The sequence below is a fragment of the Pseudomonas sp. WC2 genome, assembly GCF_050586545.1.
GTDB lineage: Bacteria > Pseudomonadota > Gammaproteobacteria > Pseudomonadales > Pseudomonadaceae > Aquipseudomonas.
Genome location: NZ_JBOBDR010000012.1, coordinates 63,878 through 83,734, shown reverse-complemented (window position 1 = coordinate 83,734; position 19,857 = coordinate 63,878). Strand labels below are relative to the sequence as shown.

Here is a 19,857-nt window from a genome sequence, read left to right as displayed (position 1 = left end):
TGTGGGAGTGAGCCTGCTCCGGGCGGCGATCCGACGATTAGCCGTTATGCGGTCGCTAGGCAATCCACTTCTTGTCGCCAGTAAAGCTGATGGTCAACCACCGCGCCGCATCCGCCTTGCCCAGCTTCGACGAAATCTCTTCGCGCAAGGCATCCAGTTGCCCGACATGGCTCAGCGCATAGTCGGCCGGCAACACCACATGAATCTCGATAAACCGCGCCCGTCCGTGCTTCTGCACGTACGACACGTAGTCGTCGAAACCATGCTCGACCTTTGCCGCCTCCATCACCTGGCGCACCTGATCATCCAGCGTGTCCGGCGCAATACCGAGTACATCGCGTAGCGCCGGGCCGAGGATCTTGAACGCCGGCGGCAGCATGGTCAGCGCCAGCACAATGAGAATCAACGGGTCGACGTAGGCCGCCCACTCGCCATAGCCCTGAGACTTGAGCAGCAGCGCCGCAAGGAAACTGATCAACAGGCCCACGGACAGCATCGCGTCCACCAGCCAACTGATGTTGTCGAACTGGATCAGGCTGGATTTGAGCTTGCGGTTACGCCGGCGCACGTAGAAAAAATAGGCGAACTCGACTACGGTAAACACCGCCGCATAGATGATCACCAACCCCAGTTCGATCTCGCGACCACCGTTGATGATGCCAAACACGCCGTTGAGAAACGCATAGATCGCGATCAGCAGCAGGAAACTGCCTTCGATCAGCAACACCATGGGTTCCAGGTGCCAGAAGCCGAACTGGAAACGGTGATTGCTTTCCTTGGCGATCAACTTGGCGGTGATCAGCATCAAGACCTTGATAAAGGTTGCGATCAGCGAGAAAAAACCATCGAACAGGATGGATTGCGAACCAGAAACAAAACCGGTGACGATCCCGGCAATCGCCACAGCCAACATCAGAATGGTCGATTGTTTGAGCAGTGCCTGCTCACCTCGGTTACTCACTTTAACTCCTCGAAAAACCTTGAAAACCGCGGGGTGCGGTTGGGTTGTTGCGAGGGGAGTTTACCTTATCGCCATGTTTTGGCCGTTTTGACCTCTTCGCGAGCAGGCTCGCTCCCACTTTGAAATGCATTCCAATGTGGGAGCGAGCTTGCTCGCGAATGGCCTCAATGCGGTATCAAGCCTTATTACGCTCAATGGCAAAACCAGCCCAGGTCTGGCTCACCGGCATCAACTCAAGGCTGTTGATATTGATATGCGCCGGCGCGTTCATCACCCAGAAAATCGTCTCGGCGATGTCCTGCGGCTGGATCGGCTCGGCACCGGCGTAAGTCGCGTTGTAACGCTCCTGATCGCCGGCAAAACGCACCAGCGAGAACTCGCTCTCGCACAGACCCGGCTCGATGTTGCTGACCCGTACGCCAGTGCCCTGCAAGTCGCAGCGCAGGTTCAGCGAGAATTGTTTAACGAATGCCTTGGTCGCGCCGTAAATGTGGCTGCCCGGATACGGATAGTTGCCGGCGATGGAGCCGAGGTTGACGATACCGGCGCCACGGCCATGGGCGATCAAACGCGGCAGCAGCAGACGGGTGGCGTACATCAGGCCTTTGACGTTGGTGTCGACCATGGTGTCCCAATCGTCCAGATCGCACTTCGGCGCAGGATCAACGCCCAAGGCCAAGCCGGCGTTGTTGATCAGGCCACGCAACTTGGCGAAGGACGGCGGCAGATTGGTAATCGCCTCTTCCATCGCCTTGCGATCACGCACGTCGAGCACCAGGCCGTGCACTTCGGTTTGCTTCGACAATTCGGCGCACAGCGCATTGAGGCGTTCTTCACGACGGCCGGTCAGCACCAGTTTCCAGCCATCCGCGGCAAAACGGCGGGCGCAGGCTTCACCAAATCCGGACGTTGCGCCGGTGATAAACAGGGTGTTGGACATCGTGTTCTCCTTGCTTCGACCGCCGGAGCAGCCCTTGGAATAGAAAATCAGCAGGCAGCATGCCCGCCCGCGCACTCACGGGCAACACCCACAAGCTGTACAAAAAACAATCAACTTCTTCGACGCCATAGCCACCGTGGCCTGTAGCCATGTGCACGCATGTTATCCACAGTCCCTTCCACAGTTTCCGGGGGCAAGTGGAAACGCGCAAAGCCGCGCCACACAAGGCTTTGCGGGCGAAATAGAAAGTTTTTTGCTTGACCCTGAAGCGGCAGGTGTGCGGGACATGGCATTTTGCACGACCCATCGGTGGACACAGTGATTGCGCGAGGCCAGTAACTACGGCCCTTAGCGGAGTCTTTCCAGAGTTTAGTCACAGACTTATCCACAGGCCTGTCCAGCAATAATCGCCTCGGTAAGCGCGCCCATAAAAAGGTTGACAACAACGACTTCAACCGCCGCAAAACTGCCTGATCAAAAAACAACCACGCCTCTGGAAGCCTCGTAATATAAGGCGTCCAGCCAGATACACCCATGTTATTCACAGCCAGCTCCACAGCAAACGGGGACAAGTCAAAACCGTGGAAAAACAGCCATTTGCAGCGTCTATATGTCGCGCTTTGGCAGCATGGGGAATTTGTTTTCCACAATTCTGGAAATTCCACAATTCACCTGTGGGGCCGGGATGTAAAAAGCCCCGGGGACTTGCGTCGCCGGGGCTGTGTATGACGCAGAAGAATCAATGCCCGCCCAGATAAGCGTTACGCACCTCCTCGTTCACCAACAACTCCTTGCCGGTGCCTGTGAGGCGAATCTCGCCGTTGACCATCACATACGCCCGATCCGACAACTTAAGCGCATGATTGGCGTTCTGCTCGACGAGGAAGATCGTCATGCCGGTTTTCGCCAGTTCCCGCAGGGTCGCGAAGATCTGCTTCACCACGATCGGCGCCAGGCCAAGGCTCGGCTCATCGAGCAGCAACAACTTCGGTCGACTCATCAACGCACGAGCAATCGCGAGCATCTGCTGCTCACCACCGGACATGGTCATCGCCCGCTGCGTGCGCCGCTCTTCAAGCCGTGGAAACAGCGTGAACATACGCTGCATGTCCTCTTTGGCGTACTTGTCGCCAATCGGGATGGTGCCCATCAAGAGGTTTTCCTCGACGGTCATGTCGGGGAACACCCGCCGGCCTTCCGGCGACTGCGCAATGCCGTTGGAGGCGATGTAGTGCGAGGACTTGTGGGTAATGTCGACGCCTTGATAAATGATCTGCCCGCCCGCCGCCCGTGGCTGGCCGAAGATCGACATCAGCAACGTCGATTTCCCGGCGCCGTTGGAGCCGATCAGGCTGACGGTTTCCCCCTCGTTGATCTGCAGCGAAACACCCTTGAGCGCCTGGATCGGTCCGTAGAACACGTCGAGGTCTTTGAGTTCGAGGATCGGTTGCGTCATACCAGCTCCTCTTCGTCGGCGCCCAGGTAGGCGGCAATCACTTTCGGGTCGTTACGAATCGCTTCAGGCCCGCCTTCAGCGATGACGATGCCGTGGTCCAGCACCACGATGTGGTCGGAAATGCTCATAACCATGCCCATGTCGTGTTCGATCAGCACCACGGTCAGATCGTGCTCGTCGCGCAGCAGCCGGATCATCGCGCTCAGCGCTTCGGTTTCCTGAGGGTTGAGGCCGGCGGCCGGTTCGTCGAGGCAGATGATCTGCGGCCGCGTGCACATCGCCCGAGCGATCTCCAGACGGCGCTGTTGGCCGTACGAGAGTTCACCGGCGAGACGGTTGGCACAGTCCACCAGATCGACCACTTCCAGCCAGTAGAACGCGACATCCAGCGCGTCGCTCTCCGCCTTGCGGTAGCCCTTGGTGTTGAGGATGCCGGCGAGCATGTTGCGGTTGACCCACATGTGCTGCGCCACCAGCAGGTTTTCCAGCACCGACATTTCCTTGAACAAGCGAATGTTCTGGAAGGTTCGGGCCAGGCCTGCACGGTTCACCAGATGGGTGCCGCCGAACATCTTGTAATACAGACGACTAAGGAAAGATTTCGGCGAGACGAAGTCGGTCGGTTTGAACGACTCGCCCAGCAGCTGGATGACGTTGGTCTGCTGGCCGCGCACGTTGAGTTCGATCTTGCCACCGGAGGCTTTGTAGAAACCGGTGAGGCAGTTGAACACGGTGGTCTTGCCGGCGCCGTTGGGGCCGATCAGGGCGAAGATCGAGTTGCGTTTGACCTTCAGGCTGACATCGCTCAAGGCCTTGATGCCACCGAAATGCATCATCAGTTTTTCAACAGAGAGTACGACCTCACTCATGGCGCAGTCCTCTCATAGTGAATGGCACCTTTGCGTGGAGTGACCCCGGTACGGCTGATGCGGATCAGCCCGCGTGGTCGCCAGATCATCATCAACACCATCAGGATGCCGAACAGCAGCACACGATATTCGGCGAAGCCGCGCAGCAGTTCCGGGGCAACCGTCAGCACGAACGCAGCGATCACCACACCGATGGTCGAACCCATGCCGCCGAGCACGACGATGGCGAGGATCAACGCGGATTCAAAGAAGGTGAACGATGTCGGGTTGACGAAACCTTGGTAAGTCGCGAAAAACACCCCGGCCAGACCTGCGGTCGACGCACCGATAGTGAACGCCGAAAGCTTGACCAGCACATGGTTGAGGCCCATCGAGCGGCAGGCGATTTCATCTTCGCGCAAGGCTTCCCACGCACGACCGACCGGCATCTTCACCAGACGATGTTTGATGTACAGCACGGCCAGCACCACGAGGAACAACACTGCGTAGATGAAGTAATACTTCACGTCCGGGTTGTAGGCGATGCCGAAGAACTCGTGGAACGGCACCCCGCCGTCCTTCGCCCGCTTACCGAACTCCAGACCGAAGAACGTCGGCAATGGCGCCGGCATGCCGTTCGGGCCGCCAGTCAGCGACAACCAGTTGTTGAGGATCAGACGAATGATTTCACCGAAGCCCAAGGTCACGATCGCCAAGTAGTCGCCATGCAGACGCAGCACCGGGAAACCGAGGATGCAACCGGCCAGGCCAGCGGTGATCGCCGCCAGCGGCAGCACAGTCCAGAAACCCAGGCCGAGGTATTGATAACCCAGCGCCAGGCCGTAGGCACCGATGGCGTAAAACGCCACATAACCAAGGTCGAGCAGACCCGCCAGACCGACCACAATGTTCAGCCCCAACCCCAGCAGCACGTAGATCAACCCGAGAATGACCACGCCCAGCAGGTAGGAGTTGGAAACGAACGGCACGATCACGGCCAGCACAATCATCAGCGGGATGATCCAGCGCAGGCGTGATTTGTGATCGGCCGGCAACACATGCACGCCGGAACCGGTGCTCTCGAATCCGTCGAGAATCTTCAGGCCCTTGGGCGTCTGCAGGAACAGGCTCAGCGCAAAACGGCCGATCATGACAATGCCGATCAGCCACGCCACGCGAGTCGGCTCAAGGTTGAAGCTGTAACCCTCAAGAACGACGCCGACAATCGGCCCGAATACGATCAGGGCAATCAGGCCTGCCAGAATCGCCTCAACCAGGCTTTTTTTGATATCGATGGTTTTTTTAGTGGTTGAAGACATCGCTTACACCTTCGACACAAGAGGACGGCCCAACAGGCCTTGCGGCCGGAAGACCAGAACAAGTACGAGCAGCGAGAAGCTGAACACGTCTTTGTAGTCGGAGTTGACCAGACCGGAGAAGAGCGACTCGGAGATGCCGAGGATGATCCCGCCCAGCATCGCGCCCGGCAGAGAACCGATCCCGCCGAGCACCGCGGCAGTGAACGCCTTGATGCCGATGACGAAGCCGGCATAGAAGTCGAACGTGCCGTAGTTCATGGTGATCAGCACGCCGGCCAACGCCGCCATCGCTGCACCGATGATGAACACGTAAGAGATCACGCGGTCGGTGTTGATCCCCAGAATCGAGGCCATCTTGCGGTCTTGCTGAGTGGCGCGGCACATGCGGCCGAGCTTGGTGTACTTGATGACGTAAGTCAGCAGCCCCATGCCGACGAATGCGGCTACCAGGATGAAGATCTTGGTGTAGGTGAGCTGAACGAAACCGGTGCCGATGTCGACGCGCCAGGCGCCAGTGAGCAGCGTTGGCACACCCTGTTGGCGGGCGCCCTGGCTGATCTGCGCATAGTTCTGCAGGATCAGGGAAATACCGATGGCGCTGATCAGCGGAGCCAGTCGGGTGGAGTTGCGCAGGGGTTTGTAGGCGACTCGCTCAATGACCCAGCCATACACCGCGGTGACGACGATGGTGAAGATCAGTGTGCCGAGCATCAGCAGCGGGAAAGATTCGATACCGAAGTAAGCCAGCAGAGCCAGACTGATTGCCGCCAGGTAAGCGGAAATCATGTAAACCTCGCCGTGGGCGAAGTTGATCATGCCGATGATGCCGTAGACCATTGTGTAGCCGATGGCGATCAGGCCGTAGACCGACCCGAGGGTCAGGCCGTTGACCAGTTGCTGCAGGAAAATACCATCCATAACGCAATCTCACGCAGTGAGAACCTGCCCACCTGTGGATGGGCGGCTCTTCTAGGGAAAATACAGATTTACGTCGGAGCAATGTCAGCCACGATCCACCCGTCCCACACCGTTCCTGTGGGAGCGAGCCTGCTCGCGAATGCGGTCGATCATTCAACACATGTGTTGGCAGTCATTCCGTCTTCGCGAGCAGGCTCGCTCCCACATTGGATCGGTGGGGATCAACTGATCGCGTCAGCCCTTACTTCTGTTTTTCCAGCTGGTGATATTTGCCAGTCGCGTCCCACTGGTACACCACGTAGTCGGAGACTTTCAGGTCGCCCTTCTTGTCCCAGGCTTTCTCGCCCATCACGGTTTTCACCGGGTTGGCTTTCAGCCATTCGGCGGCTTTCTCGCCACTGTTGGACTTGGCGCCATTGAAGGCGGCCGCCAGGGTCTGAACCGACGCGTAGGCGTACAGGGTGTAGCCTTCAGGCTCGGTGCCAGCCTTGCGGAAGGCATCCACGACGGTTTTACTTTCCGGCAGCATGCGCGGGTCGGCGCCGAAGGTCATCAGCACGCCGTCGACGTATTGTGGGCCGCCAGCGGTGGTCACCAGCTCGTCGGTAACGATGCCGTCGTCGGACATGAACTTCACGTCTTTCAGGCCTTCGGTACGCAGTTGTTTAACCAGAGGACCGGCTTCCGGGTGCAGGCCGCCGAAGTAGACGACGTCGGCACCGGCCGCACGAATCTTGGTGACCACGGCGCTGAAGTCTTTCTCGCCACGGGTCAGGCCTTCGTACAGCACCGGCTTCACGCCACGCTTCTCAAGCTGTGCCTTGGTGGCGTCCGCCAGGCCTTGGCCGTAGGTGTCCTTGTCGTGCAGCACGGCAACCTTTTTGCCTTTGAGCACGTCGACGATGTAGTCGCCGGCGACGATGCCCTGCTGGTCGTCACGCCCGCACATACGGAACATGGCGCTGAGGCCGCGCTCGGTCACTTGCGGGTTGGTGGAACCTGGAGTGATCGCAATCACGCCGGCTTCGTCGTAGATTTCCGACGCTGGAATGGTCGAAGAAGAGCAGAAGTGACCGACGACGCCAGCGACTTTCTGGTTGACCAGGTCCTTGGCGACCGTCACAGCCTGCTTCGGCTCGCAGGCGTCATCGCCTTTGACCAGTACGATTTTTTCCCCGTTGACGCCACCTGCCGCGTTGACCGCGTCAGCCGCTGCCTGTGCACCCTTCATGTACTGCTCGCCAAATGCCGCGTTGGCGCCCGTCATTGGACCCGCTACACCGATTTTGATGTCAGCCTGAGCAAACGCAGAAACACCCAACGCAGTAGCCACTGCGAGGGCCAGAAAGCCTTTCTTGTAAAACGTCTGGGACATGAGGTGGTGCTCCAAGGTTTTTTTTAGTTGGCACTGCGACTTCACTTCACTGAAAGCTCAGAGCAAGGCCCGTGCCATCGGTTTTTTATTCTTCAAAAAGTCGCTGCTTTCTTGTTATTTCGACTGTTTCGTTCCCATTTTCATTGGGCGTGCAACCGTCTAAACCGCGGAAGGTGAAACCATTTATTTTTTCAGGCGCAACCCGCGCGCGCCATCATTGCAACCGCGGCGCCAAACGACGTGCAACCAGCCTGTAACAGCCCGCGTCACCGAACTGCACACTGCTGGTGCGGGACTGCTACAACCCGCACCATTACAGGCTAGTCGCTGCATCGAAAAGCGCCGCTTCCGGCAACATATTTCAACACTCAAATCACAATGCGCAGGCACTGGCCCGCGTGATACAGCGAGAACCCGGCCTCGTACAGGCAACTGCGCAAGCCCACACCGGCCAAGGGCTGCATCGGTGCAAAAGGAATCGGCAAGGCTTGAGGATTTCCGTTACACAGGTAATCGGCGAAGGCTTTGCCGACCACGGTGCCGGTGGTGACGCCACGACCGTTATAGCCGGTGACGGCCACCAGACCCGGTGCTGGTTCGAACAGGCGCATCAGGTGATCGGGGGTGAATGCGATGCGCCCGGTCCAGGTGCATTCCCATTCGACCGGCTTCAGATTGGGGAAGTAATGCTGCTGCACGCGGTCAGCCCAGGCCTTGAGAAACCAGGTCGGTTTCTGATTACCGTTGCCCAGGCTGCCGAGCAATAACCGCCCTTCTTTGTCGCGGCGGATGCTGCTCAAGACCTGCCGCGTATCCCACGAACCCTGCCCGCCCGGGAGAATTGCCTGCGCGGCGTCCTCGGTCAGAGGCACCGAGGCGACCTGATAGTAATAACCGGGGAAGAAGTTGCGTTTGAGTTCGGTCCAGTCACCTTCGGTGTAGGCGTTTGAGGCGATGACCACTTGTTCGGCGAGCACCGAACCGTGCTCGGTCTGCACCGACCAGTTCGAGCCTTGCCGTTCAAGTCGAGTCACCGGCGAATGATCAAACATCTGCCCGCCGAGACCGATCACGGCATTCGCCAGCCCGGTGACATAAGCCATCGGGTTGAGCGTACCGGCGCGTCGATCAAGCAATGCAGCAGCAATTTTTTGCGTCCCGGTGGCTTGTTCGCAAGCTTTGCCGGTGAGCAATTCGACGGGCGCACCGCGTCGCTTCCATTGTTGCTCGCGACTGCGCAGATCGGCCTCGCCCTTGGCGTTGTGCGCCATGTGCAGCGTACCTTCGCAGCGCAACTGGCAATCGATGTTGTACTTGTCCACAAGGCTGAACACCAGCGCCGGTGCTGCCCCGAGCATGCGGTTGAGCTGACTGCCGACCGCTTCGCCGAAACCGGCTTCGATCTCGTCCGGTGGAATCCACATGCCGGCGTTGACCAGCCCGACATTACGTCCGGACCCGCCGTGGCCGGCGCGATGAGCTTCCAGCACGCAGACGCTTTTGCCCTGTTCCAACAGATGCAGCGCCGCCGACAACCCGGTGAACCCGGCGCCGATCACGCAGACATCGACTTTGACTTCGCCCCTGAGCGCGGTGTTATCCGGGCGTTGCGGCGTGAGTTTTTCCCACAGACATTCTTCGCGTAACGGCATTGCCAGACTCCAACAGAAACCTAACAAACACTGCAAAATGATCGTTCCCACGCTCTGCGTGGGAATGCAGTCAGGGACGCTCTGCGTCCCAAAAGCGAACGCGGAGCGTCCGGTGAGGCATTCCCACGCAGAGCGTGGGAACGATCGATCTCAACCTGTCAGTCGAAGGTGATGCCCTGCGCCAGCGGCAACTCTAGCGAGTAGTTCACGGTGTTGGTCTGCCGGCGCATGTACGCGCGCCAGGCGTCGGAACCCGACTCACGCCCCCCACCGGTCTCCTTCTCGCCACCAAACGCGCCACCAATCTCCGCACCGCTCGGGCCGATGTTGACGTTGGCAATGCCGCAATCACTGCCGACCGCCGACATGAACTGCTCAGCCTCGCGCACATCCGTGGTGAAGATGCACGACGACAGACCTTGTGGCACCGCGTTATTCAGGCGCAGCGCTTCCTGGAAATCGTTGTAACCGACCACATACAGAATCGGCGCGAAAGTTTCGCTGCAGACCACATCGCTCTGCTCCGGCATTTCAACAATCGCTGGCGACACGTAGTAGGCGTTGGGGAACTGATCTTCCAGTTGGCGCTTGCCGCCAAACACCCGACCGCCCTCGCTCAACGCCTGCTCCAGCGCGTCCTGCATGTTTTCGAAGCTGTGCTTGTCGATCAGCGGGCCGACCAGATTGCCTTCCAGTGGGTTGCCGATGCGTACTTTCGAATAAGCAGCCTTGAGGCGGGTGACGATTTCTTCTTTAACCGATTCATGCGCGATCAAACGACGCAAAGTGGTGCAACGCTGGCCGGCGGTGCCGACGGCACTGAACAGAATCGCACGTACGGCCATGTCGAGATCCGCGCTCGGGCCGAGGATCATCGCGTTATTACCGCCCAATTCCAGAATGCTGCGAGCGAATCGAGCGGCAACTTTCGGCGCCACTTCGCGGCCCATACGTGTGCTGCCAGTGGCGCTGATCAGCGCGACACGCGGGTCATCGACCAAGGCTTCGCCAGCGTCGCGACCACCAATAATCACCTGGCAAAGATTCGCTGGGGCGTCGGTGAAATTCTTCACTACACGATCAAACAGCGCCTGGCAGGCCAACGCGGTCAGCGGGGTTTTCTCCGACGGCTTCCACACCACCGGGTTGCCGCAGACCAGCGCCAGCGTGGTGTTCCACGCCCACACCGCGACCGGGAAGTTGAACGCGCTGATCACCCCGACCACGCCCAGCGGATGCCAGGTTTCGCGCATGTGGTGGCCCGGACGCTCGGAAGCGATGGTCAAACCGTACAACTGACGGGACAGGCCGACGGCGAAATCGCAGATGTCGATCATCTCTTGCACTTCACCCAGACCTTCCTGGGTGATCTTGCCCGCCTCCCACGACACCAGTTCGCCGAGGTCGGCCTTGTATTCGCGCAACACCTCACCGAACTGACGCACCAATTCGCCGCGACGCGGGGCCGGAATCTTGCGCCATTGCTCGAACGCATGATCTGCGCGACTGATGTGCTGCTCGACTTCGGCCGGGCCTTCCCAGTTGACGGCGGCAATGCGGCTGCCATCGATGGGCGAATGCACCGGCACTTTGCCGTTCTGATAAAGGGCCGGGTTCACACCAAGACGATCAAGCAATGCGGCAACCATGGGTCACTCCTCAAGCAAAAAACTGAATGTGTGCGGACGCTTTTTCGCGACCGGGCAGGCCTTTAGTTGTAGCGTCACAATGGCAAGGCAACAAACGACCTTTACGCGAGATATCATTCCGTTTATTCATGCTGCGCACAGAAAGACCAGAAAAGGATCGGCCATGCTGAACAAACGCCACTTGCCCTCGATCACCGCATTGCAGTGCTTCGAGGCCGTGACCCGACACCTGAGCTTCACCCGCGCTGCCGAGGAACTCAACCTGACCCAGAGCGCAGTCAGCAAGCAGGTCGCGCAGCTGGAAGAATTGTTGCAGCACTTGTTGTTCCGCCGCGTGCGCCGGCGTTTGCAGATGACCCCGGCTGGGGATTTGTACTTGGTCGAAGTACGAAAAATCCTCACGCAAGTGGAAATGTCGACCCATTACCTGCGCTCCTACGGCGGCGAGACCGAAGTCCTACGTGTTTCTACGCCATCGACCTTCGGCGCGCGTTGGCTGGTGCCACGTTTGAAAGGCTGGCGCCTGCGCCATCCTTCGATCCATCTGGATCTCTGCAATGAGCAGGAAGCCGATGATTTGCTGCAAGGGCGCAGCGATCTGGCGTTCTATTTCGGCCAAGGCTCGCGGCCCGGCACTGAATGCCTGAAGCTGTTCGGCGAGGAGCTGGTGCCGGTGTGCGCGCCGGGCAGCCTGCCGGACACACCGTTTACTGACCCGACGCAACTGACCGATCTGGTGCTGTTGCAAAATGCCTCGCGCCCCCAGGCCTGGCACGACTGGTTCGACAGTCAGGGCTACCAGACCGAGCACAGCTACCACGGCCCACGCTTCGAAACCTTTTATATGTGCATCCGCGCCGCGCAGGTCGGCTGCGGCGTAGCGCTGCTGCCACGGTTTCTGGTGGAAGAGGAATTGGCCGACGGCAAACTAGTGATTCCCTGGCAGCATGCAATGCCCAGTTCCGACGCCTACTACCTGGCGTACCCGGAGCACGCGGCGGAAGTGCCGAAGGTGCGGGATTTTGTGAAGTGGATGCTGGAGCAGATCGACAGTCCGAATGACGAACCCGATTGAAAAACTGTGGGAGCAAGCCTGCTCGCGAAGAGGCCGGCACATTCAGTATCAATATCGACTGAAATGACGCCTTCGCGAGCAGGCTCGCTCCCACAAGCTTCTGCGGTGATTTAAAAAACTGCTGGCAATCTTCGTCCCTGATATGCGCCACTAGCGCCACTGATTGAGACCGCGCCACGGCGCGGCGCACCTGGAGACCCCGTTATGAGCGAGAGTGTGTTTGCCGATCGCATCGTGCAGAACCTGCTCGACACCGACTTCTACAAACTGACGATGATGCAGGCGGTGCTGCACAACTACCCCAACGTCGAAGTCGAATGGGAGTTTCGTTGCCGTAACAGCGAGGATCTGCGCCCGTATCTGGCCGAGATCCGCTATCAGATCGAGCGCCTGGCCGAGCTGAGCCTGAGTGCCGATCAGTTGAGTTTCCTTGAGCGCATCAGCTTCCTCAAGCCGGATTTTCTGCGCTTCCTCGGGCTGTTCCGCTTCAACCTGCGCTACGTGCACACTGGCATCGAGAACGGCGAGTTGTTCATCCGCCTGCGTGGGCCGTGGCTGCATGTAATCCTTTATGAGGTGCCGTTGCTGGCGATCGTCAGCGAAGTGCGCAATCGCTATCGCTACCGCGAAACCGTGCTCGAACAGGCGCGCGAGCAGCTCTATCGCAAGTTCGACTGGCTGACCGCCAACGCCTCGGCTGACGAATTGTCGCAACTGCAAGTCGCCGATTTCGGCACGCGCCGGCGGTTTTCTTACCGGGTGCAGGAAGAAGTGGTGAACGTGCTCAAGCATGATTTCCCCGGGCGTTTCGTCGGCACCAGCAACGTCAATCTGTCGCGGGAACTGGACATGAAACCGCTGGGCACCATGGCCCACGAATGGATCATGGCGCACCAGCAACTCGGCCCACGGTTGATCGACAGCCAGATCGCCGCGCTCGATTGCTGGGTGCGCGAGTACCGGGGTTTGCTGGGGATTGCCCTCACTGACTGCATCACCACTGACGCTTTCCTCGGCGATTTCGATCTGTTCTTTGCCAAGTTGTTCGACGGTCTGCGCCACGACTCCGGCGATCCTGTGGTGTGGGGCGAAAAATGCATCGCGCACTACCACAAGCTCGGCATCGACCCGATGAGCAAGACCTTGGTGTTCTCCGACAGCCTGACCCTGCCCAGATCGCTGGAGATCTTCCGCGCGCTGCACGGGCGGATCAACGTCAGCTTTGGCATCGGCACCAACCTCACCTGTGACATTCCGGGTGTCGAACCGATGAGCATCGTGCTTAAAATGACCGCCTGCAACGGCCAACCGGTGGCGAAGATCTCCGACGAGCCAGGCAAGTCCCACTGCAAAGACCCGAATTTTGTTGCCTATTTGCGACACGTTTTCCAGGTTCCTGCCGATTCCAGTCTATCTAGCAAGGAGTGAATTCATGCAAGCCGTACAGCGTGAGATTGCTGAACAGCTCAAGGTGCAACCGCCGTTCGCCGACTACCAGGCCCTGCAAGCCGAAGTCGCCCGGCGCATTACCTTCATTCAGGATTGCCTGGTCAATTCCGGGCTCAAGACGCTGGTGCTGGGCATCAGCGGCGGCGTCGACTCGCTGACCGCCGGCCTTCTGGCCCAACGGGCGATGCGTGAACTGCGCGACCAGACCGGCGACAACAGCTACAAATTCATCGCCGTGCGCCTACCGTACGAAACCCAGTTCGACGAGCATGACGCCCAGGCTTCGGTGGATTTCATCGCCCCGGATGAACGTCACACCGTCAACATCGGCCCAGCGGTGAAGTCGCTGGCCGCTGAAGTCGCCGCGTTCGAAGGCAAACACGCGGTGTCGGTGGATTTCGTCCTCGGCAACACCAAGGCGCGCATGCGCATGGTTGCCCAGTACACCATCGCTGGCGCGGCTCACGGTCTGGTGATCGGCACCGACCACGCGGCGGAAGCGGTGATGGGCTTCTTCACCAAGTTTGGCGACGGCGCTTGCGACTTGGCGCCGCTGAGCGGGCTGGTGAAAAATCAGGTTCGCGCGATTGCCCGCAGCTTTGGTGCGCCGGAATCGTTAGTCGAGAAGGTGCCGACGGCGGATCTGGAAGACCTGTCGCCAGGTAAACCGGACGAGGCGTCCCATGGCGTGACCTATGCCGAGATCGATGCGTTCCTGCACGGTGAGCCGGTGCGGCAGGAAGCGTTCGACATTATCGTCGCGACGTACAACAAGACTCATCACAAGCGTGTGATGCCGTTTGCGCCGTAAGCGCTGATGAAATGAAAAAGCCCGCTGAGGCGTAATCCTCAGCGGGCTTTTCTTTGGCCCAGACATCAGTTGATGCTGATGGCCCCTTCGCGAGCAAGCTCGCCAAGAACGATGACGCGATTGGCCTGCTTACTTAACGGTAATCGTGCCTTTCATCATCGAGATGTGGCCAGGGAACGAGCAGAAGAAGCCGTAGCCGCCGTCTGCAATCTTCGCCACGTCGAAGGTCAGCGAGTCGGTTTCCTTGGCGCCGATGATTTTGGTGTGGGCGATGATGCGCGCGTCACCTTCCGGCAGGTAGTTCTTGTCGATACCGGCGGCCAGGCCTGCGGTAGCGATTGGCTGCATGTCAGCTTCTTTGCTGATCACCAGGTTATGGCCCATGACGTTCTTCGGCAGGCTGCCGGAGTGGGTCAGTTCGACGGTGAAGGTTTTGCAGCTCTTGTCGATCACGATTTCCTTGGTGTTGAAGGACATCTGATCAGTGGAGTCAACGGTGGTTTTGCACTCGGCAGCCATCAATTGGCTGCTGGCCAGCGCCAGCAGGGATACCGCAACAACTTTGGAAAACATGGTGAATCTCCAAGGCAGGGTTAACAAACACACGAATGATGGAAAGACTGCCTGAAATCTTCGCAAGTTCATATGACTTGAGTCAAAAATTGTATACAACTTTCAGGCTATGACACTCATCGAGACAATCTAACGGCCAGGATTCCCGCACGGCCCTATGATCGGCCCATCTACTGAAACGGAGTGCCTGTCATGTTCTTTAACGGTCTGTTGTGCAGTTTGCTCGCCGCCTACGCCTGTGGCGCCAGCGGTACCTTTGAATCTCCGGAGCGGGAAGTTTAGGCCTTGGATCGCAGCGTGCGAGCCATTACCCTGTGTCAGATCGACTCAGGAGAAAGGCATGTCTCTGAAATCCGTTTGTGTATTTTGCGGTGCCAACGCCGGCACTGATCCGGCTTACACCGAAGCCGCCATCGCCCTTGGCCGCGCGCTCGCCGAGCGTAAGCTGACGTTGGTTTACGGCGGTGGCGCCGTGGGTTTGATGGGGATCGTCGCTGACGCCGCGCTGGCCGCTGGCGGCGAAGTGATCGGCATCATCCCGCAAAGCCTGATGGACAAGGAAATCGGTCACAAAAGCCTGACGCGCCTGGAAGTGGTTGATGGCATGCATGCGCGCAAGGCGCGGATGGCGCAGCTCAGCGATGCGTTTATCGCGCTGCCCGGCGGCCTCGGCACCCTGGAAGAATTGTTCGAAGTCTGGACCTGGGGTCAGCTCGGCTACCACGGCAAGCCGCTGGGTCTGCTCGAAGTGAACGGTTTTTATAGCAAACTCACTGCATTTCTTGACCACATCGTCGGCGAAGGCTTCGTTCGCGCGCCACACCGTGACATGCTGCAAGTGAGCGAATCGCCGCAAACGCTGCTCGATTCCCTGGATAACTGGAAGCCGACCGTCACGCCAAAATGGGTCGACCAAAAACCCGGCTAACCGCAAGGCACCGATACAGGGCAGAATACGCGCCGCTCAACCTCACCTTCGACCAAGAGGAACGCCCATGGCCAAACCCAATTACTCCTTCGCCAAACGTCAACGAGACCTGGCAAAGGAACAGAAGAAAGAGGAAAAGCTTCAGCGCAAGAAACAAACCGCTGAAGAAGCAGCACTGAACCCTGAGGGTGAAGTGGCAACGGAAGACGATGTTGATGCAACCGAAGCAACCGATACACCGAAAGATCAGGCGCCTGACGCCTGAGCCCCACCGGGTTTGATGATCGAATCAGACCCTGCGGATTTGTGACGGGGCTGGCGGGTTCACCGCCGGCCCTCACAGCCTTCCTTAAATTTCCCCAAATCCCCTATGGGAGCAAGCCTGCTCGCGAAAGCGTCGTGCCAGTCGATAAATCATTGACTGATGGAAAGCTTTCGCGAGCAGGCTCGCTCCCACATGTTTGATCGGCGTTAATCCAGCGGCATCACAGTGACCCGCACTTCCGGGTCGTGATTGCCGCCACCCAGAATCACCCCGCGCAATGGCGACACATCGGAGAAGTCCCTGCCCCACGCCAAGGTGATGTGCTCCAGCGCCGGCTGCACATTGTTGGTCGGATCAAAATCCACCCAACCCAGCACCGGGCAAAAAACCGAAACCCAGGCATGGGATGCATCGGCACCGATCAAGCGCGGCTGCCCCGGTGGAGGCTGCGTCAGCAGATAACCACTGACATAGCGCGCCGCCAGACCTCGAGAGCGCACGCACGCCAGCATCAGATGGGCAAAGTCCTGACACACCCCGCGCCGACGCTCCAGCACTTCCACCAGCGGCGTGGCCACCTGTGTCGCTTCGGCATCGAAAGTAAATTCACTGAAGATTTTCTGCATCAAAGCCTGCACACCGAGCAGCAACGGCTGGCCCGGCGGGAAGCAGCTCTGCGAGAACTCGACGAAGCTGCGCTTCAAATGCACGTAGGGGGACTGGAACCGGTAGCGACAGGCTTCCAGCAGATCGGCGGACAGCGGCTGACTGCTGTAGGTCAGCGCATCCCGCGTCAGCTCCCAGGCCGGCGACTGGTTGAAATCCAGCGTCGGGCGCGCCAACACCTCAATGGTTAGCCGCGCATTGACCTGCAGCTCATCATGAGGCCGCTCGAACGCCAGTCGGGTCAGCGGATTTCCGAACACATCCAGTTCATCACGCCGCGCGGTTGGCGGCGGGCTGATCAGCAATTGCTGCTCGGTGCAGCGCTGCCATGCGCACTCGCGTGGCCACAGATGCGCCAGTTGCTGCGCCAGCGACACCGGGCTGTCGTAGTGATAACAGGTGTCATGCAGGATCTGGTAATGCGCGCTCATCAGACGGACACCGTGCGCTGGCTGACATCATCGACGTGAGCGAAATGGCGCAAGGCCAGACGATCCGACACCTGACCGCTGGCCTCGGCGATTTCCTGCAACAGATCCGCCAGACCATCCAGTGCCGCGCGCACGCTGGCTTCGCCGAACAGCGGGTTCTCCAGGCAACCGAGATCGAATTGCGCCAGGCGTTCGACCAGTCGCGGCAACCCGGCTTCCCGCGGGACGCCAAAATCATCGTTCAAGCGCTTCAATGTGCGTGTCACCAGTTTCAACTGAAACAACACCGCGTGCGGGTTCTGCTCGTCGAGCAGTAAAAGATCGAGCACCGGAATCAGTTGCGCCACTGCCAGATAACGTGAGCGGTAGGTAATGCTGCTGTTGCCCAGCTCCAACAGCCATTCGAGCCCGGCCTGATCGAACGCTCCGGCGCCGCGCAGAAATGCCGCCAGACTGCGGCTGAGAAACTGCAAACGTTCGATCCGCCGGCCAATCATCAGAAAGCGCCAGCCTTCGTCGCGGGTCATGTCGTCGAGGGCAAATCCGGACAACGCCGCCAGCGACATCACCAGCCTGTTGAGAAAATCCAGCAACTCGCCGAAATCCGGTTCATCGGTGTCCAGCTCCATGGCTTCGCGCTGCAACTCGACCAACGCCTGCCAGTTTTCCCGCGAGAGCTTGCCGCGCACTTGCGAAGCCGCCCACTGCAGGCGCTGCAGGTTAGAGCGCAAGCTGAACGACCAATCATCGCCAAGCAACGCAGCCAGCAAGCGTTCCGGCAATTCGCCTTCGTCCGGTAACAGTGTCAGGCGCTCGCCGAGATCGACGGCGGCTTGCAACGCTTGCGGGTCATCGCCATCGACATACCGCGCGAGCATGATCCGCAGCAGCCGGGCACTGTCATCACAGCGCTCGCAGTAGCGGCCAAACCAGAACAGGTTTTCCACCACCCGCGAAGGCAGATAAGGATCGCGCCGCACCAGATCGTGCACGCCGACGTTACGCTGGGTTTTCCACTGTTCACCGCTCGGCGGACGATCGCCCAACATCCAGGTGTCCTTACTCGCGCCGCCACGCTGCATCGACACTACTTCGGCATCGGCCTCGGCGGCGACTCGGGTCAGAGCGCCGGGCAACACGCGGTAATCGTCCTCACCGGCCACGGCATACATGCGCATGCCGATCGCCCGAGGTTGCAGCTGGCCGTTTTCGGCCTGCCAGATCGGTGCATGAGACAGCTGCGCCAGTTCTTGCGCAACATACGCATAGGGCCGCGCACGCATGCGCTCAGCGAGCGTTTCGCGCTGTTTTTCATTCAAATCACGGCCAAATACGGGCGCGAAGGTTTGTGAGGGGAATGCCGGTTTGATCAACAGCTCCGGCAGCTTTTCCAGCGCCTGCGCCAACACCGGCGCTTCGCCGCACCACCACGTGGCGATGGACGGCAGAATAAGGTCTTCGCCGAACAGGTATTGATTGATCTTTGGCAGAAAGCCCAGCAATCCCGGCGACTCCAGCACGCCACTGCCCAATGCATTGGCGACCAGCACGCGACGCTGGCGCACCGCCTCCAGCAAACCGGGCACGCCGAGCGCCGAGTCTGTGCGCAACTCCAGTGGATCGCAGAAATCATCGTCGAGGCGGCGCATGATCGCGTGCACCCGACGCAAGCCACTGAGGGTTTTCAGGTACACCGTGGCATCACGCACCGTCAGGTCGCCGCCCTCGACCAGGGGATAGCCGAGCTGGCGCGCGAGGTACAGATGTTCGAAATAGCTTTCGTTGAAGCGCCCCGGCGTCAGCAACACCACCAACGGTGTGTCGCCGTCACTCGGCGCCTGACGCGCGAGGGTTTCCTGCAACGTGCGGAAGAACCCGGCCAGATGCTGCACCTTCAGATCGCGGTACAACTCGGGAAAGGCGCGGGAGACGATGGTGCGGTTTTCCAGCGCATAACCGGCGCCCGAAGGTGCCTGGGTTCGATCGGCGGTGACCCACCAACGACCGTCCGGGGTGCGCGCCAGATCCACTGCATACAGATGCAGGAAAGCGACTTCCGGCGGCACGATACCCTGACACGGCCAGAGAAAGTTGTTATGCCCAAACACCAGTTCTGCCGGTAGCAAGCCTTCGCTGATCAGCCGCTGCGGACCATACAGATCCGCCAGCACCGCGTTGAGCAGTCGCGCACGCTGGGCAATACCGGCCGAGAGTTGCTGCCATTCATCTGCCGCAATCACATGGGGCAGCAGATCCAGTTCCCACGGCCGATCTGCGCCTTTCGGGTCGGCGTAGACGTTATAGGTGACCCCGTTTTCCTGAATCTGTCGGGCCAGCAACGCTTGCCGCTGCACGAGTTGCGCCGGCGTACTGCGCTGCAACTGATCGAACAGCCGCCGCCAGTGCGGGCGCACCGCGCCACTGACGTCAAGCAGTTCGTGATAAGTGCCCGCCGTCAGCGGGTAGCGGTCTAGCAGGTCAGGCATGGAAAGCTCGGCAGACAGCAGGGAACGGTCAGACTAACGCAGGCACATGACGCGC

17 protein-coding genes are annotated in these 19,857 nt (G+C 59.4%); 5 read left to right on the top strand and 12 right to left on the bottom strand.

Annotated features, from left to right (window positions below):
* Window positions 1-55: 55 nt before the first annotated feature.
* From ACQ4OE_RS16240 to amaB, 9 genes are all read right to left on the bottom strand, one after another.
* Entirely contained in the window at window positions 56-961 is a 906-nt protein-coding gene (locus ACQ4OE_RS16240) for a cation diffusion facilitator family transporter (protein WP_430947208.1), read from the bottom strand.
* Window positions 962-1,136: 175 nt separating this feature from the next.
* Window positions 1,137-1,901, bottom strand: a complete 765-nt coding sequence (locus ACQ4OE_RS16235) for an SDR family oxidoreductase (protein ID WP_430947207.1) — start codon at window positions 1,899-1,901, stop codon at window positions 1,137-1,139.
* A gap of 739 nt (window positions 1,902-2,640) precedes the next feature.
* Entirely contained in the window at window positions 2,641-3,357 is a 717-nt protein-coding gene (locus ACQ4OE_RS16230; protein ID WP_122593782.1) for an ABC transporter ATP-binding protein, read from the bottom strand.
* Entirely contained in the window at window positions 3,354-4,226 is an 873-nt protein-coding gene (locus ACQ4OE_RS16225; protein WP_034151617.1) for an ABC transporter ATP-binding protein, read from the bottom strand. The genes ACQ4OE_RS16230 and ACQ4OE_RS16225 overlap by 4 nt, the downstream gene beginning before the upstream one ends.
* Complete coding sequence (gene livM / locus ACQ4OE_RS16220) at window positions 4,223-5,524, bottom strand: high-affinity branched-chain amino acid ABC transporter permease LivM (protein WP_122593784.1); 1,302 nt, start codon at window positions 5,522-5,524, stop codon at window positions 4,223-4,225. Before livM ends, ACQ4OE_RS16225 begins: the two co-directional genes overlap by 4 nt.
* Window positions 5,525-5,527: 3 nt before the next feature.
* Window positions 5,528-6,442, bottom strand: a complete 915-nt coding sequence (locus ACQ4OE_RS16215; RefSeq protein ID WP_008078282.1) for an ABC transporter permease subunit — start codon at window positions 6,440-6,442, stop codon at window positions 5,528-5,530.
* A gap of 241 nt (window positions 6,443-6,683) precedes the next feature.
* On the bottom strand, window positions 6,684-7,817 hold the full coding sequence (locus ACQ4OE_RS16210; RefSeq protein ID WP_008078283.1) for an ABC transporter substrate-binding protein: 1,134 nt from the start codon (window positions 7,815-7,817) through the stop codon (window positions 6,684-6,686).
* A gap of 368 nt (window positions 7,818-8,185) precedes the next feature.
* Window positions 8,186-9,469 (bottom strand): L-pipecolate oxidase, encoded by a 1,284-nt coding sequence (gene amaA, locus ACQ4OE_RS16205; protein WP_430947206.1) that lies wholly within the window; start codon window positions 9,467-9,469, stop codon window positions 8,186-8,188.
* A gap of 158 nt (window positions 9,470-9,627) precedes the next feature.
* Entirely contained in the window at window positions 9,628-11,118 is a 1,491-nt protein-coding gene (amaB, locus tag ACQ4OE_RS16200; RefSeq protein WP_430947205.1) for an L-piperidine-6-carboxylate dehydrogenase, read from the bottom strand.
* Between the two features lie 163 nt (window positions 11,119-11,281).
* Here amaB and ACQ4OE_RS16195 point away from each other — a divergent pair, with 163 nt between their 5' ends.
* From ACQ4OE_RS16195 to nadE, 3 genes are all read left to right on the top strand, one after another.
* Window positions 11,282-12,193, top strand: a complete 912-nt coding sequence (locus tag ACQ4OE_RS16195; RefSeq protein ID WP_122593789.1) for a LysR family transcriptional regulator — start codon at window positions 11,282-11,284, stop codon at window positions 12,191-12,193.
* Between the two features lie 204 nt (window positions 12,194-12,397).
* Window positions 12,398-13,621: a nicotinate phosphoribosyltransferase gene (pncB, locus tag ACQ4OE_RS16190; protein ID WP_122593791.1), complete on the top strand. Its 1,224-nt coding sequence runs from the start codon at window positions 12,398-12,400 to the stop codon at window positions 13,619-13,621.
* 4 nt (window positions 13,622-13,625) lie between these two features.
* Complete coding sequence (gene nadE / locus ACQ4OE_RS16185; protein ID WP_430947204.1) at window positions 13,626-14,453, top strand: ammonia-dependent NAD(+) synthetase; 828 nt, start codon at window positions 13,626-13,628, stop codon at window positions 14,451-14,453.
* 129 nt (window positions 14,454-14,582) lie between these two features.
* Here the strand turns inward: nadE and azu are convergent, their stop codons facing one another.
* Window positions 14,583-15,026, bottom strand: coding sequence for an azurin (gene azu / locus ACQ4OE_RS16180; RefSeq protein ID WP_008078296.1), 444 nt, complete (start codon window positions 15,024-15,026; stop codon window positions 14,583-14,585).
* Window positions 15,027-15,366: 340 nt separating this feature from the next.
* Between azu and ACQ4OE_RS16175 the strand changes: the two genes are divergently transcribed.
* Window positions 15,367-15,954 (top strand): TIGR00730 family Rossman fold protein, encoded by a 588-nt coding sequence (locus ACQ4OE_RS16175; RefSeq protein ID WP_430947203.1) that lies wholly within the window; start codon window positions 15,367-15,369, stop codon window positions 15,952-15,954.
* A 67-nt stretch (window positions 15,955-16,021) separates the two neighbouring features.
* Entirely contained in the window at window positions 16,022-16,219 is a 198-nt protein-coding gene (locus ACQ4OE_RS16170; RefSeq protein WP_430947202.1) for a hypothetical protein, read from the top strand.
* Window positions 16,220-16,425: 206 nt separating this feature from the next.
* Here the strand turns inward: ACQ4OE_RS16170 and ACQ4OE_RS16165 are convergent, their stop codons facing one another.
* Both ACQ4OE_RS16165 and ACQ4OE_RS16160 read right to left on the bottom strand, forming a co-directional pair.
* A complete protein-coding gene (locus tag ACQ4OE_RS16165) occupies window positions 16,426-17,316 on the bottom strand; it encodes a transglutaminase-like domain-containing protein (protein ID WP_122593798.1) in 891 nt (296 codons plus the stop codon).
* Complete coding sequence (locus ACQ4OE_RS16160) at window positions 17,316-19,802, bottom strand: circularly permuted type 2 ATP-grasp protein (protein ID WP_430947201.1); 2,487 nt, start codon at window positions 19,800-19,802, stop codon at window positions 17,316-17,318. Before ACQ4OE_RS16160 ends, ACQ4OE_RS16165 begins: the two co-directional genes overlap by 1 nt.
* Window positions 19,803-19,857 lie beyond the last annotated feature (55 nt).